Source organism: Marinagarivorans cellulosilyticus (assembly GCF_021655555.1).
GTDB lineage: Bacteria > Pseudomonadota > Gammaproteobacteria > Pseudomonadales > Cellvibrionaceae > Marinagarivorans > Marinagarivorans cellulosilyticus.
This window is the reverse complement of record NZ_AP023086.1, coordinates 5,046,679-5,061,543: the sequence shown is the minus strand read 5'-3', so window position 1 is coordinate 5,061,543 and position 14,865 is coordinate 5,046,679. Positions and strand designations below refer to the sequence as shown.

Genomic DNA, 14,865 nt, shown 5'->3' with positions numbered 1-14,865 from the left:
TTATCTATCTTTTCTTGATTGTATAAATCGCCACGTTTGCTGCGTTGAGCCAGCAAGGAAAGTGAAACCCAGGTAAATACAAAAAGCCAATATCCAAAATTGCACAATCGACCACATGCTTAACTTAACTTCAATAGTGGCGTTGTAAGGATTCCCTGGCTCGTAGTGAATAGTGACAGGAGCGCCGGTTTTATAGCGTGAACGCTCTTTGTAAGCACTCATGTTATCTCGCCAGCTTAGGCTTTGGCCCCTGTAGGGCTCATCGAGGTTATAGCTTTTCCCGTCTACTTCATAGCGAAAGAGTAGCTCGGCTTTATACGGGCGATTAGTGCTGGGTATAGGGTGTTCGAGTACTCTTGAATGCACGACAACCCCTTCGACTGTTGGCCAGCTTTTAGCTTTAATTTGGCCTTCAAACCCCATCATTGCCAGCCCAGGGTGGAAGAATAAACCAAGACCCACGGCAAAAAATACAATAGCAGATATATAGCCTGTCACTGGAAAGTCTGGGTAGTGGCTATGGTCAAACATCGATTCCATGTCTTCGACATCAAATAGATTTGGGCTTTTCACGTTTTCGGGGTCACGCTCGAACGCAAGCTTCTTTCTCTGTGCGCATAAATCCCAAGTACCAACAATAAATGCGCTGCACAGTAGTAACCCTAAAACAATCATGTAGATGTGCAGGCCATAATACATAACGCTTAAAATGATTATTATGCCGATTGGCATAAGGGAAATGTAAATCGCTAGTAGAAGATAAAATTTATTCTTTTCCTGTACTAATTTTTTCTCCACTGGAGTTATCATCGGGTATATATTCCGTACATTGAATAGCCTACAAGGACAGCGCTAAATTAGATAATAGAGGGGGATAAAGATAGAAAATTTCTTATATCTTTGGAATAGAAAACGTTAGTAGAACATTTTGCTATTGGTTCGTCGAGAGTGAAACTGACGGTTTGCTCTATACGCTGGCAAGCGGGCGGTTGATTGCATTAGATGTAGCAATAGATAACAGCGAGATAGGTTGTGAATTAATCGATATTACTAATATCGCTAGAATTAAGCCTAAGCCTTCACCCATTTTAAGTCTACGGGTGAAGGCTACTACTTTTACTGAGCAGAACTTTATTTACTGTTTAATAAAGGCCGATGTGAAGTCCAGCATTGTTGGGCGTTCGCTGGGGGTTTCTGCGTCTTCTCCTCCGGTAAACAGTTGATCACCGTCAATGTAAAAAATATTGTACGAGTATTCGTCGAAAGGTGCGCCATTCGCTTCTGTTAAGTGAACATCCAGTTCTTGCACGGTGATGCCGTCACCGGATGTAAAGCTCGCGCCAATAGAGAAAGTCCCTTGGGCTGTAGGATTTGGCGCTAATGGCATAGGGTTTGTGCAGTCAGAATCTGTGTAAACATGAATATTTGTTGAAACGTTACCGTTGTCGAAGGTTACTTCAACGGTGTCATAAAACGTATCAGGGTCAGATGAGTCTTCCGCAAAGCAGTCTTTAAACCAAACACCATCAAGAGCGGTGCTTATATTGTTGGCGTTGTTTGGAGTGCTTGAGTTATTAGCTGAAGAATCACTATCAGCAGATGTCAGTGATGAGCTACTAGTACTGGCCAGGCTACTATTGGAATACATAGAGGATGAACTCGCCAGGGAATCATCAGTTGAACGGTTATCTGAGCCGCATGCACTTAATGCGAGTAAAATGCTTGATATTGAGAGGGTATTAATTGTCTTGTTCATGTCATTTCCGTTGTCTTTCCTTTGGGTAAATCGTGTCCGAAGATTGGAGGCTATGCACCTCAATTTAACGGTGTCAAAATTTGCTGCTGAGGCGGCGAGAATATAAATGTAAATTAACGACACGTCTATGCACAAACTTGGCTTGTAAGTATAAATTGTTTGATGCTGAATTCTTGGAGCATGAGTATCGTTTAAGACTTATTTTGAGCAGCCAAATACCCCCGCCAGCCGCCAAAATGCGTAACCTCCTGCGCCCCTTCAATCCCATACCCCTCACAAATAAACCCACACACCGATTCGCCGTTTTCCAGCTCCACCTTGCCAATCCCTAAGGGCGCCGGAATGCCTGCGACGAAGCTGCCAAATTCTTGTATGGGCATAGTCCATACTTCAACTTCAATGGCGGCGCCTTTGTCTTTGTCCACAATTAACCCCGGCCTAAAAGGTGGGCCGCCGGCTAGGGCGAACATGCGATAGTGGGGGGCGGTTTGGGTTTTGGCTTTTAGGGTGGCGCCGCGTTCGGTCAGTTGCCAGTTAAGCGGTAAGCCCTGCAGGTGTGCGCCACACACTAAAACATCAATGGTATTAGGGTTAGCGGTTGGCGCTGTGTTACTGGGCTTGGTGGGGTACGGCAGGGTGCCTTTATTCAGTGGGAATAAGGCTTGAATGTGATTGGCAATACTGAGCAGTGCGCGGTCACTAAAAGCTTGCCCCACTAAGGTAATGCCGAAGGGCAAACCGGCGGGGGTGAATTGGGTGGGCACGGCGATGGAGGCTAAGTCGGCCAAGTTCATAAAGTTGGTGTAGTAGCCCAGCTCGCTATTGCGTTTAATCGGTTTGTCGAGCATTTCTTCTATTGTAAATAACCGCCCTGCCGTTGGCGTAAGCAAACAATCCACGCTGGCTATTTGTGCTTGGCAGGCACGCTTTAACCCGTTGAGGCGGTATTCGGCAGTGAATAAATCGGTGGCACGCGGGGCACCGCCGGGGGCAATAATTTCGCGCACTACGGGGAATATGGCTTCGGGGTTATCGTCGATTAAGGGTTGAGTGGCTAAGTAACGCTCGGCGACCCAAGGGCCTTCGTAAAGCAGCTTTGCGGCTTCGGCAAAGGGGGCGTAATCGATCTCGACAAGGTTCACGCCTTCGCTGGCTAAAGCCTCGAGGGTCTCGGCATAGGCTTGTTGGTAATCGTCGTCGCCAAAAAACTGCAGCTGGCTTTGCGGAATAATGCCGATTGTTAGTGGCCCTGCGCGTTTACCGTAGTGGCGGGCTTGGTTACCAAAGGGGTTGGCGCTGCTGTAATCGTCGCTGGGGTCAAAGCCTTCGGCGGCGGCTAAAGCTTGGTTGGCATCGTCGGTATTAAAGGCAAAAATACTGATGCAATCTAGGCTGCGGCACGCGGGCACTAAGCCGCTAGCGCTAAGCAAGCCTCGGCTGGGTTTTAAGCCAATTAAGTTATTGAAGCACGCGGGCACGCGGCCAGAGCCGGCAGTGTCGGTGCCCAAGCTAAAGCTGCATAACCCTAAAGCGAGCGCGACCGCCGAGCCCGAGCTAGAACCACCACTAATGTAGCCAGGGTTAAAGGCGTTATGGCAAGGGCCGATGGTTGAGCGGGTGCCGTTCAGGCCGGTGGCGAATTGGTCCAGTGCGGTTTTACCCACGGGAATAGCGCCGGCGTCAATTAACTGCTGTACAACCTGAGCAGAGGCCTCTGGCGTATAGGCAAACGCCTCGCAACCGGCGGTGGTGGGAATGCCGGCAAGGTCTATATTGTCTTTAATTGCAAAGGGAATGCCCCACAGCGGGTGGGTGGCGGGGTCTTTTTGCGCTAGCGCGTCTAACCACGGTGCTTGCTCGGCTTTGCTCAGTAGGTGCAGCCAAATGTTGTAATCGCTATAGCTATTGGCCCGCTGGCGAATATCGGCCATCACCTGCTCGGGGGTTAATTCGGTATTGGCGTAGGCATTTTTCAGGGCGTCAAAACCCATATCTAGTGTCATTGCTGGTCCTCAATAATTACCAATGCTTGGCCGGCATTCACGCGGCTACCGTTGCTGGGGAGTACTTCTAAAACGACTCCGGCTGTGGGGGCATAAATGGGGATTTCCATTTTCATGGATTCCAAAATCACCAGCGTTTGGCCGGCTTCTACTGTTTGACCCTTTTCTACTTCAAGCTGCCAAACGCTGCCGGATACCGAGCTATCGACCACGATCGCGTCTTCTGGCCATGTAATGTCGTTATCTGTGCTGTCGGCTTCGGGGGCGTCGAAATTGAATTGGCCGGTGGCGTGCCAGTTGCTTAGCTCGTCGGCAAAGGCTTGCTGGCGCATGTGCTTAAAGCCCTCGATGCTGTCGGCTTGGTCGGCCAAAAAGGTGTCGTAATCGGCCAGGGAAAACTCGGCTTCTTCGATGGTGATGGGGTAGCGGCCTTGTGGGAAGTCGCGGCGAATTTTGCTGAGTTCTTCGTTGCTTACTTCGTAAAAACGAATCTGGTCAAAAAAGCGTAATAGCCACGGCTGGCTGAACTCGTGGGTTTGGCGGTAGCGGTTCCACATTTGCAGCGTGCGGCCCACAAACTGATACCCACCGGGGCCTTCCATGCCGTAAACACACATGTATGAGCCACCAATACCCACCGAGTTTTCGGCCGTCCACGTGCGGGCGGGGTTGTATTTGGTTGTGACTAAACGGTGGCGTGGGTCGATAGGGGTGGCAACCGGCGCACCCAGGTAAACATCGCCTAAGCCCATCACCAAATAGCTGGCATCAAAGACAATCTTCTTCACATCATCGATGCTATCTAGCCCATTAATACGGCGAATAAATTCAAGGTTACTGGGGCACCAGGGTGCGTTGGCTCGTACCGATTGGCTGTATTTATTGATGGCCAATTGGCAGGCTTCGTCATCCCAACTGAGCGGAATATTAACGATGCGCGAGGGCACGGCAAGGTTAGCCAACTGCTGGCTTAGCTCGGCCTCGGCTTGCTCTAGGTAATCCAGCAGGCGCGTTATATTCAGTTGTTGGCTGTTGTAGTGAATTTGCAGCGAGCGAATGCCGGGCGTGAGTTCGCGCATACCGGGTAATGGATTTTTTTGCAGCCATTGCATCAAGGCGTGGGCGCGAAAGCGCAGGCGAATATCGAGTACTTGTTCGCCGTACTCCACAAGTAAGAAGTGGTCGCCAGCGGCGCGATAAACAATGCAGTCGCCAAAGCGCTCGGCGGCCAGCGTTTTGAGTATGGGCGAGCCGATGTCTGTAGTGATTAGAGGGGGCTGCTCGCTAGGTGTTTGCAACGTTTGCAGGCTTAACGTTTGCTCGGCTTCTAGCTGCACGGCACTTTTGAGTGTGGTAGGCACAAAGGTAATTTTATCGCCGGCGCGCAGTTGGCCTAGCTTCCATAGATCGGCGGTTATCACTGTTGCAGGGCAAACAAAACCGCCCAGCGATGGGCCATCGGGGCCGAGGATTACCGGCATATCTCCGGTAAAGTCGATGCTGCCAAAGGCGTAAGCGTTGTCGTGAATATTGGAGGGGTGCAAGCCGGCTTCGCCACCATCCTTGCGCGCCCATTGGGGTTTGGGGCCAATTAAGCGCACACCGGTGCGGCTAGAGTTGTAGTGCACCTCCCATTGGGTCGCAAAAAAGGTTTGAATGTCGTCGTCGGTAAAAAAGTCGGGCGCGCCGTGTGGGCCGTAGATCACGTGAATGTGATGGTGGTGCCCCAGTTGTGGTTGCAGGGTTGCCGGTATTGCTTCTTGCGCTGGTTGCGCGCCTTCTACCGGTTGCTGTAAATGCAGTACATCGCCTGTGCGTAAGGCGCGCCCGTTATGGCCACCAAATTGCCCTAACGTGAAGGTAGAGCGCGAGCCTAAATAGGCTGGGCAATCAAAGCCTCCAGCAACGGCAAGGTAGGCCCGTGCGCCAGCTTCTTTGATGCGCCCTAATACCAAGGTTTGGCCGGCGGCTACGGTAATGGGGGTGTAAGGAGCAACGGGGGTGTTATCCAATTGCGCATCAATCGCGGCGCCGGCCAGGGCGATGGTGGTGGCTTGGCTGAAGACTAAGCTCGGCCCTTGTAGGGTAATTTCTAGCGCGGCGGCATCGGCAGGGTTGCCCAGCGCGCGGTTGGCTAGCCTAAAGCTGTAGTTATCAAACGGGCCAGAAGGCGGTACGCCCACATCCCAGTAGCCTTGCCGGGCGGGGTAATCTTGCAGTGTTGTTTGGGTGCCGCCACTCAGTACATCGACCCGCAGCGGGGTAAAGTGAAAGTCGTTAAGGTAGCGGGTATGTACTTGGCCTTGTTGCAATACTGGGTCGGCAACCAATGCGCGCAAATAGCCTAAGTTGGTTTCGGTGCCGTAAATATCGCAATCGGCTAAGGTGTTAGCCAGTGCGTTTAAGGCTTGTGCGCGGTCGGGCTGGTGCACAATGACTTTGGCCAGCATGGGGTCGAAGTAGGGTGGTACTTCAATGCCGGATTCCACCCAGGAGTCTATGCGGATGCCGTCACCTTCAGGCCATTTAACATACGAGAGCAAACCGGGGCTGGGTTGAAAATCGCGGTATGGGTCTTCGGCGTAAACGCGCACTTGAATGGCGTGGCCTTTGGGGGTTAGCTGGGGTTTGATGGCGGTAAGATCAGGGCTTTTACCTGCGGCCAGTTCTATCATCCATTTTACAAGGTCAACACCGTAGACTTCTTCAGTAACGCCGTGCTCTACCTGTAAGCGAGTATTTACTTCTAAAAAGTAAAACTGTTCGCTTTCCATGTCGTAAATGAATTCTACAGTTCCAGCGTTGCGATAGTTAATCGAGGCTAATAGGGTTTCGGCGGTTTGGTGTAGTTGCTGGCGCACGCTATCGCGCAGGTTGGGCGCGGGGCATTCTTCTACCACTTTTTGGTTGCGCCTTTGGCTAGAACAATCGCGCTCGCCTAAGGCCAGCGCTTGGCCTGCACCGTCGGCAAATATTTGTACTTCAATGTGGCGTGCTTTGGCAATAAACTTTTCTAAAAATACGCTATCGTCGGCGAAGTTGTTGGCACCTAGCCGTTTTACCGAATCAAAGCTGGCGCGTAGGGTGGCTTCGTTATGGCACAGTTGCATACCAATACCACCACCACCGGCGGTGCTTTTTAGCATTACGGGGTAGCCAATATTGTTGGCGGCTAGGCAGGCGGATTCTAAATCGTTGAGTAAATCGGAGCCGGGCAGTAGCGGCACACCGGCTTTTTCGGCCAGTTCGCGGGCGCGGTGTTTTAATCCAAAGGCCAACATTTGCTCGGGGGTGGGGCCAATAAAGGCAATGCCTTCCGCCTCGCAGCGGCGCACAAAGTCGGCGTTTTCGCTCAAAAAGCCATAGCCCGGGTGAATAGCTTGCGCGCCGGTTTGCTTAGCGATGGCCAATATTTTATCGATGTTAAGGTAGGTTTCGGCAGCGGCGCCTTCGCCTAGGGGTATGGCGATATCGGCGTGCTTGACGTGCAGGCTGTCGGCATCGGATTCGGCATATACCGCAACAGCCGTAATCTTCATGGCTTTAAGTGTGCGAATGATGCGGGTGGCAATGGCCCCGCGGTTGGCGATTAACACTGTGTTAAACATGTTCAAACCTTCGCTGGGTCGTCCCAGTTGGCGCGCTATTGAAGGTGGCCGTCCACCGCGCGGGGTTGTTCATTTTATTGTGATCAATATTGTTGAGTCAGTTTGCAAGTGTGCTGGACATTGGAGCTGAGCAATGCGGCCTGTAATTTCAGGCACGCTGTGAATACATCCATGTACGCTCTATGTCGGCATCCATGCCTCCAACGTCCTGAAATCACAAGCCGCGTTACTCTATTGAGTTTTTGCTTGCTCAAGCATCCCAAGCCAACCATTCAATCGCAGTAGGGTTGTAGCCGTTGCAGGGGTTGTTCAGTTGAGGGCAGTTGGAGACCAGCATCACAATATCCATTTTGGCTTGCAGCTCTACGTATTTGCCGGGGGCCGAAATGCCATCTTCAAACGTTAAGCCGCCCTCGGGCGTAACGGGCACGTTCATAAAAAAATTAATGTTGTGGCTGATATCGCGCTTGGCTATGCCGTATTCGGGGTGCTCGGCGATGGCTAACATCCAGCTATCGCGGCAGGCGTGCATGCAGCGTTTTTCGAGGTCGTAACGCACGGTGTTTGATTCCGTCGCGCAGGCGCCGCCGATGGTGTCGTGGCGGCCGCAGGTATCGGCCACAATTTCTAGCATCACGTTGTTATCGTTAGAGCGCAGTTGGCTGCCGGCGGTAAGGTATAAATTGCCTTGCTCGCGCAGGGTATCGGTAGCGCTGTAGCGTTCGCTGGGGTTGTTGGCGTTGTAGAACAAGGTATCGGCTGCTTGGTTGCCTTCTAAATCCACGATGCGCACCACTTGCCCAGCTTTAATTAAGTTAAGGCTGTAATCGCCAGCGGCGACGGTTTTGCGTTCGATGGCGTTTTCGGGTTGAAGCTTGCTGGCGATAATCATCGTGACGCCCCCATGCTTAAGCTATCTATGCCCAAGTGATAGAGCGCGTTATTAGCAAAACCGCGTTGGTTTTCGGCGCAGGCATTTTTGCACTCGTCATCTTTAGTGACCGGCGCGGCGGTACTTAATGCAATGCCGATTTCGTGGCGCGGGTAATGGCTTGCCGTGTTTAGTGGGTGAGGGCAGCTGTGAAGTAGTACGAGGGTGTCCATTTCAAAGCGCAGGGTAATTTGGCTGCCGACGGGGCTATTGCCTTCGGCAAGCCGTAAATCACCCTGTTCGTTGCTGGTGACTTTGCTAAAAAAGTTAATGTTGGCGGCCATGTCGGCGCGGCCTAGGCCGTACTTGGCTAGTTCTACCAAAAAGGCATCGTTACCGTTTTGATGCCATTGGTTGCGGTCGTTTTGATAGTCGCGCGCGCCCCACTTTTCGCTAATGTGGCTGGCGTGACTGTTGCCGCATACGGTTTCGTGCCAGCCAACTGTATCGCCAGTAATCGAGGCGAAAATGCGCCCCATATCGGAATATAAGCAATGGCCTTGTGTCAGCTTAAAGGTGTGCTGGCACTTTAACGTGTCGGGGGCGTTGTAACGTTCTAGCAGGTTTTCGGGGTTGTAAAACAGCATACCGAGGTTGCCGTTGCCGGATATGTCGGTGAGTGTCATTTGCAAACCGCGCCGCACGCGCAGCGACCAATGGCCGCCGCTTTGCAGCGTTGTAGTGTAAGGCGTCATGCAGAGGTCTCCGTTGGGGGTTCTTGTTCGTCTTGCCCCACTTTGTCGTTAATTTCTTGGTAAAGATCAGAGGCCATTTCGCCAACCGATAAATCGTAGGTAATGGTGGCGCCGTAGGCGTTGGGGGCTTGTTCGTCGATGCGCAGTTTGTCGAATACCCATAGCCGCGTGCCGAGGTAAAACCCTTCTTTCAGGTCGTGCGTCACCATAAACACGGTGAGTTTGTATTCGCGCCACAGCTTAAGTACTAGCTTGTGCATATCGGCGCGAATACCGGGGTCGAGTGCGCCGAAGGGTTCGTCCAATAACAATATGCGCGGTTTGGCGATAAGCGCTTGGGCTATGGCGAGGCGTTGTTTCATCCCACCAGAAAGTTCGTGCGGGTAGCGCTTAAGGGCGTGGCTTAAGCCAACTTCCTCTAGCATGGTGGTGGCTTCGGCGCGGGCGGCCTTGGCTTCTTTGCCGAATAGGTAGCCGGTGAGCGAGCGCTTTAAAAAGCCTTTGGCGGCAATGACATTATCCAGCACTGTCATGTGTGGGAATACAGAATATTGTTGGAACACAATACCGCGGTCGGCGCCGGGTTCGCTGGGAATGGGTTTGCCATCTAATAATAGGCTGCCCTTACTAATGGATTCGGTACCGAGTAGCATTTTTAAAAAGGTACTTTTACCGCAGCCTGACGTGCCCACTAAGGTTACAAATTCGCCTTCTTGTACGGTGATATTAATGCCTTCTAAAATCACCGCGTCGCCGTAACTTTTCCAAATATTCTTGGCTTCAATCATCACTTATACCTCTTTATGCCAAGGGAACAGTCGGTCGTTAAGTTTGGCTAGCGCAATATCAAATAAAAACGCGAGCAAGGTAATCCAAGCGACGTAGGGCAATATCACATCCATCGACATATAACGCCGAACCAAAAAGATGCGATAACCCAAACCATCGGTAGCAGCGATGGCCTCGGCGGCAATTAAAAACAGCCAGCCAGCCCCCAGCGATAAACGCACCGAATCAATCAATTTCGGCATCACCTGCGGCAGTAAGACACGCACTAAAATTTGGCTGGTATTGGCACCCAAGGTTTGCGCTTTAACTAATTGTTCGTGAGGAATTTCGCGCGTGCGCCGCTCCATATCGCGGGCAATAAACGGCGTAATGCCAATGGCGATTAAGGCCACCTTAGACACTTCGCCAAGGCCAAATACAATAAATAAGATAGGCAGCAAAGCTAACGGCGGCACCAGCGATATCACCGTTAATAATGGCGAAAAACTCGCGCCAATTACTGGCAGCGCACCGGTTAGCACGCCCATTGTTAAACCCAATAATGCGGCGATAGCAACGCCCATACCTAGGCGCGTTAAGCTGCTTAATGTATCGCTCCAAAAAGGGTAATCGCCACTGCGCTTGCTGGGCTCAAACGCTAAGCGGTGCATGGAGTCGGCCATTTGGCTAAAGGCCGGCAGCAATTTGTCGTCAGGGTTTTCGGCCAAGCGCAGTTCAGAATTAATTAAATAAACTGCGAGCAGCAAAACAAATGGAAGCAAGCCCAGCAAAAAACCGTTGCCGCGTTTTGGGGAGTAATTAATAAGTTTTTTCACGGGTAAATCCTACATCGCCGTTTAAAACGGTGCCCCGCACAATGCGTGTGGGGCGGCGTGGTTTACAAGGTGCCGTCAGCAGCCATTTGCATGTACGTAGGATCAAAGCGGAATTTCACATTGCTCTTACTGCCGTAAGTGCCTGCAGGCATTTCAATACCAATAAAGCCAGCATCCGGTGCGCCATCGCCTAGCAACCCCAGGGCCTCCTAGCAATAATTAGACAGACAGTAGAATTTTTGCCCTATAGTCATCATCAATAGCGGAGGCCATGACTCGGTGTTTTAATCTGCGCTTACTCGTATCGTTAACCTTTAGCAAATTCATGCAAAACCTTTTTATAACAGCCATTGCCGCCGCTCCAGATGCGAGCCTACATTCATCCTCTTTGAAGGTAACATCGAGTTGCCAGTGTAAATTATTTTCAACTCCCCAGTGACTTCGAACTGCATCGGCGCCGCGTTGCGCGTCAACCGCCAAAGAGCTTAAATACCAAGAAACTTCTGATGACTCTTTTTCGCCTTTTATTGTATTGCGTTCGACACGAATCAGTGAATTAGCATCACACCATTTTCTCGCTGAATTAACCCAGCCGCTAATTTCTACATGATGCGTTTTTCTTTGCTCAATTCGACCATGACCTTTATCGACTTCTTCATAGGTATCATGGGTTGTGTTGGCAAAGTCTTCGCGTCTTAATTTGTGGTAATACGCTTCTATCTCAGCACGTAACGCCTTTTGGTTGTCTTTTAGTTGAAGTACATAATCGCCTCCCCCACTGCGAATTTTATCGGCTATTTTTACTTGGCAGCCCATTGCATCCGTTGTAACAATGGCACCGTTAATATCGATTAGATCAAGCACCAAAGGAATCGTTTGTATTTCATTTGATTTGTCTTTAGTTTTTAGCGCCGTCAACGTTACCCCTTGTTTTTTTGACCAAGCACTTACCATGTGAATGGTATCTAGAGCGCTATGCCTTGTACCTCTCATAGTCTTGCCGTCAATCGAAATAATATCCCCTTCACCTGCCTCTTGAATGAATGCTTCGAAGCCTTTTATTAACTCCTCTGTATTTATTGAGCAAATGAAAAAACGTAGCGTTTCAACACAAGGTATTGAGTCTAAAGTGACAAAACGCTGGAGCCATTCATGCTTTAGCTTGGCAAATTCAACCATAGCTTCTGGGGTGTCATATCCACTGATGGTTGAGGAAAATATGATCAGCAGGAGGCTCGATAACGCGTATTTCTTGTTTTTATCTTGTCTCGGATCAGTAATATGAGCCGTACATTCGTCTAAGGTCACTCAATTCTCGCTAAAGGTTATAAAAACGAGCAAATCTTAGACAATGCGGTTGATTATTACTAGGGGGCCCTGCTAGCAACCCGTGATCGAACGAAAATTCTGCCACGCTTTTCATGGTATTAAGTAAGGCTTTGCTGTTAGTTAACTCCAGTGCTTGCTCGGGGGTGTAAAACATTTTGGTGCTGGCAAGCTGCGCATCGTAACCGGCTAAGTCGGTGCCAGAAGCTTGTGCCATGTAGGTGCGCGCAGCAATACCACTTTTATCGTCGGCGGCCATTAAGCCCATAATTTCGTACCAAGCACCGACTAAAGCTTTACCCAATTTAGGGTTGGCTTTTAGCGTTTTGGTATTCACCACTAATAAGTCAATAATTTCACCGGGAATTTGTGACGAATCGAAAACCTTAGTGCTTTTAGGCATGCTGGTTATTTCGCTGAGTAGTGGGTTCCAGGTGGATACAGCCGTGACATCTTTGGTGCCGTAAACCGCTACCATATCGGCATCGGAGGTGTTCATCACTTTAATGTCTGCTTCACTCATACCTACAGTATCTAATGCGCGGGCGAGCAAGTAATGGGACACGCTAAGTTCTACCAAATTGACCGTTTGGCCTTTTATTTCCTTAAGTTTGGTTTTACCTTTTAACACGACACCATCGTTGCCGTTGGAAAAGTCGCCAACAACCAGTGCCGTGCTATCCACGCCGCCAGCTGCAGGAATAGTTAGCGCATCCATATTGGTCATGGTGCAGGCATCAAAACCGCCGGTGGTGTATTGGTTAATGGATTCGACGTAGTCATTAATTTGCACCACATCAATTTCGATGTCGTATTTATCGGCCCACTTTTTAACAATGCCAGTCTCGGCGCCATAGGCCCACGGCATCCAGCCTACATAGATGGACCAGCAGATTTTAAATTTATCGGCAGCAAAGGTATTACTCGAAAAAAGTAGAACAAAAAGCAGGAGGGATAATCGTTTCATGGTGGACACCTTTCAGTTTTAGTTTACACTTGGACATGGAGTACCCTGGCAATATCGCCATCTGGTTCTCCCGGGCTTTTATCCCGCCGTGTAACCTTAAACTTCAAGGTTGAGTGCTCTCGGACCAGCGCTGCCATAGCAGCCGGAACCCTAGCGCTCTATTGATTCAAATTGTTGTATTCGACTTTGAGATACAAGGGTACGAATAACAGAACTAAAGCAGTATGCGTACCAGATTCTACTGAATTGCATTAATGCCTTAATAAACAGAAGTTTAATGAACCCCATTACAGAAGGCTAGCGAAATATCACTTTGCTTTACGTTCACAAAGGGTGCAAGGCTTAGGCTATTTATTGATGCCTGCACTATTGTGCTGCTTTTATTTTTTAACCGAGGTGCTTCGGTAGTAGCGGCTTAGCGCACTCCCCACTTTAGCTGGGTGTAACTGGATGTGCGCTATTGCTGTACTTTTTTGGGCTTAGAATTTGTTTAACAGCGCCTTGCCGTCTTCCTTAAGTTCTTCGGCTTTATCTGTTGTATCTTCATAGCCCTCTTGTGTTGCATCGGCTACATCACTTGCGGCCTCTTTTGCGCTTTCGATGCCCGCTTCGGTTTTATTTTTAATATCGCTAGCAACTTTTTTTGTTTTATCTATGCCTTCATCAAGGCTTTCTTTTGCTGCTTCGACAACCTCGGTTGAGCTCTCTTTAATGTTATCTAAAGTTTGCTGTGTTGTTTCGCTCACGTTATCTAACATTCTATTATCTTCTGGTGCTTCTTGTTTGGAGCAGCCGGTACAGATGGTAAATACAGCCGCGATGCTGAGCGAAAGGACAGAATTTTTAACAGTAATATTCATGTTGTGTAATACCTATATTTTAGAAATTAATTTAGCAGCGCACGAATGTGCGCAATGTATGGCACCATAGTGGCACGCTACTGTTGGCTTATTCAATTCTAGAGCATCATATTTAACGTGATTTTACAGTTGCCATTACCGTAGCCGAATATTATCCAAATACAGCTCGCCAGCATCTTTGGGCGCTGGTTTGTAGTAAATGAGTGTTTTAGCGGCTGTTAAATCAACGTTTTTTGCCACAACCTCTAAAGAAATACATACGGTGTTTGCGCCGGGTTTTAGCGCTGCCGTGCTGTCGAATTTGTCGCTTTTATGGGGGAAGTTGGCATCGTGAATATGGATGCCTATTTGGCTGTCGAATAAATAGGGCCAATAGAGTTCTGCGCATAGCTCTTTATAGCCTGCCCAGCTGGCAAAAGCATTTTGTATACCTATGCCAGGATAAGGCGCTGCAGGGTAGTTTAAGAGGCCAAATTCAGAGTTGTTGTTAGGCCACAGTGAATTTTTTGGCATATGGGGTTTGAGTGTTTTGAAGCGCCCTTGGTTAAACCCCAGCGCCCATGGGCAAGGGCCATCAAAGTTACACACTATAGGGAGCTGCTTGTGGAGCAGGTGCGAATGGTAGCTGACCCACAATGGATTAATAAAGGCAAACATCATTAATGCGCAGGCAATGGCGGCTAACGATGCTCGCTTTTGCTGCCAGGCGCAGTACAGTAGTGAGCCAACACCAATGCCGATGCTATCCAAAAAAACATCATACACGCTGGCAGATCGGCCGATAAACGACTGCAGCACCTCAATGCCCACACCGCCGCTTAGTAGTGCGGCCCACAAAAGCTGCCAGCTGCGAGTTGTAATTATGTGTTGGCCGGGCAGCTTATAAAATGCCGCAAAACCTATACACAGCAGTAAAAAAAGCACCGAATGGGCGGTATCGTTTAAAGCTTGCCACGTTGGCGAGTAAGCCGGTAATTTAACCAGTAAGGGAAGCAGAAGCATCGCCAGTAGGCCTAGCAAATACCATGTTTTAGTTCGCACTAGGGTATTCCATTAATTACTTGCTCGAGCGGATAGCGGGGTGCTTATTTGGGTGTGAACCATTACCATAGCCT

12 protein-coding genes, 1 pseudogene and 1 riboswitch are annotated in these 14,865 nt (G+C 49.7%); all 13 genes and pseudogenes read right to left on the bottom strand.

Annotated features, from left to right (window positions below):
• The 13 genes and pseudogenes from MARGE09_RS20615 to MARGE09_RS20555 all read right to left on the bottom strand — a co-directional run bounded on the left by MARGE09_RS20615 (position 1) and on the right by MARGE09_RS20555 (position 14,791).
• Positions 1-732 carry a DUF3592 domain-containing protein gene (locus MARGE09_RS20615; protein WP_236985038.1) on the bottom strand — a complete coding sequence of 244 codons (732 nt, stop codon included), beginning with the start codon at positions 730-732 and terminating at the stop codon, positions 1-3.
• 403 nt (positions 733-1,135) lie between these two features.
• The gene (locus MARGE09_RS20610; protein WP_236985036.1) at positions 1,136-1,756 is read right to left on the bottom strand and encodes a hypothetical protein; all 621 of its coding nucleotides are present in this window, start codon (positions 1,754-1,756) and stop codon (positions 1,136-1,138) included.
• 191 nt (positions 1,757-1,947) lie between these two features.
• Positions 1,948-3,759: an allophanate hydrolase gene (gene atzF, locus MARGE09_RS20605; protein ID WP_236985035.1), complete on the bottom strand. Its 1,812-nt coding sequence runs from the start codon at positions 3,757-3,759 to the stop codon at positions 1,948-1,950.
• A complete protein-coding gene (gene uca, locus MARGE09_RS20600; protein WP_236985034.1) occupies positions 3,756-7,367 on the bottom strand; it encodes an urea carboxylase in 3,612 nt (1,203 codons plus the stop codon). Before uca ends, atzF begins: the two co-directional genes overlap by 4 nt.
• Before the next feature lie 250 nt (positions 7,368-7,617).
• Complete coding sequence (locus MARGE09_RS20595; protein WP_236985032.1) at positions 7,618-8,259, bottom strand: urea amidolyase associated protein UAAP2; 642 nt, start codon at positions 8,257-8,259, stop codon at positions 7,618-7,620.
• Positions 8,256-8,993 (bottom strand): urea amidolyase associated protein UAAP1, encoded by a 738-nt coding sequence (locus tag MARGE09_RS20590; RefSeq protein WP_236985031.1) that lies wholly within the window; start codon positions 8,991-8,993, stop codon positions 8,256-8,258. The genes MARGE09_RS20595 and MARGE09_RS20590 overlap by 4 nt, the downstream gene beginning before the upstream one ends.
• Positions 8,990-9,781 (bottom strand): ABC transporter ATP-binding protein, encoded by a 792-nt coding sequence (locus MARGE09_RS20585; protein ID WP_236985029.1) that lies wholly within the window; start codon positions 9,779-9,781, stop codon positions 8,990-8,992. Before MARGE09_RS20585 ends, MARGE09_RS20590 begins: the two co-directional genes overlap by 4 nt.
• Positions 9,782-9,784: 3 nt before the next feature.
• The gene (locus MARGE09_RS20580) at positions 9,785-10,597 is read right to left on the bottom strand and encodes an ABC transporter permease (RefSeq protein ID WP_236985027.1); all 813 of its coding nucleotides are present in this window, start codon (positions 10,595-10,597) and stop codon (positions 9,785-9,787) included.
• A gap of 62 nt (positions 10,598-10,659) precedes the next feature.
• Positions 10,660-10,797: pseudogene (locus MARGE09_RS20575) on the bottom strand (putative urea ABC transporter substrate-binding protein); the annotation flags it as partial.
• Positions 10,798-10,816: 19 nt separating this feature from the next.
• On the bottom strand, positions 10,817-11,905 hold the full coding sequence (locus MARGE09_RS20570) for an ISAs1 family transposase (RefSeq protein ID WP_236984682.1): 1,089 nt from the start codon (positions 11,903-11,905) through the stop codon (positions 10,817-10,819).
• Positions 11,906-11,915: 10 nt separating this feature from the next.
• Positions 11,916-12,890, bottom strand: a complete 975-nt coding sequence (locus MARGE09_RS20565) for a putative urea ABC transporter substrate-binding protein (RefSeq protein ID WP_236985026.1) — start codon at positions 12,888-12,890, stop codon at positions 11,916-11,918.
• Positions 12,891-12,955: 65 nt separating this feature from the next.
• Positions 12,956-13,055, bottom strand: a riboswitch (guanidine-I (ykkC/yxkD leader).
• 314 nt (positions 13,056-13,369) lie between these two features.
• Entirely contained in the window at positions 13,370-13,750 is a 381-nt protein-coding gene (locus MARGE09_RS20560) for a hypothetical protein (protein WP_236985024.1), read from the bottom strand.
• Positions 13,751-13,885: 135 nt separating this feature from the next.
• Complete coding sequence (locus tag MARGE09_RS20555) at positions 13,886-14,791, bottom strand: VanZ family protein (RefSeq protein WP_236985023.1); 906 nt, start codon at positions 14,789-14,791, stop codon at positions 13,886-13,888.
• Positions 14,792-14,865 lie beyond the last annotated feature (74 nt).

What these genes read in the sequence shown, in the direction of transcription:
- MARGE09_RS20615 (WP_236985038.1), bottom strand. Translation starts at nt 732, where the DNA reads ATGCCAATCGGCATAATAATCATTTTAAGCGTTATGTATTATGGCCTG.
- MARGE09_RS20610 (WP_236985036.1), bottom strand. Translation starts at nt 1,756, where the DNA reads ATGAACAAGACAATTAATACCCTCTCAATATCAAGCATTTTACTCGCA.
- atzF (WP_236985035.1), bottom strand. Translation starts at nt 3,759, where the DNA reads ATGACACTAGATATGGGTTTTGACGCCCTGAAAAATGCCTACGCCAAT.
- uca (WP_236985034.1), bottom strand. Translation starts at nt 7,367, where the DNA reads ATGTTTAACACAGTGTTAATCGCCAACCGCGGGGCCATTGCCACCCGC.
- MARGE09_RS20595 (WP_236985032.1), bottom strand. Translation starts at nt 8,259, where the DNA reads ATGATTATCGCCAGCAAGCTTCAACCCGAAAACGCCATCGAACGCAAA.
- MARGE09_RS20590 (WP_236985031.1), bottom strand. Translation starts at nt 8,993, where the DNA reads ATGACGCCTTACACTACAACGCTGCAAAGCGGCGGCCATTGGTCGCTG.
- MARGE09_RS20585 (WP_236985029.1), bottom strand. Translation starts at nt 9,781, where the DNA reads ATGATTGAAGCCAAGAATATTTGGAAAAGTTACGGCGACGCGGTGATT.
- MARGE09_RS20565 (WP_236985026.1), bottom strand. Translation starts at nt 12,890, where the DNA reads ATGAAACGATTATCCCTCCTGCTTTTTGTTCTACTTTTTTCGAGTAAT.
- MARGE09_RS20560 (WP_236985024.1), bottom strand. Translation starts at nt 13,750, where the DNA reads ATGAATATTACTGTTAAAAATTCTGTCCTTTCGCTCAGCATCGCGGCT.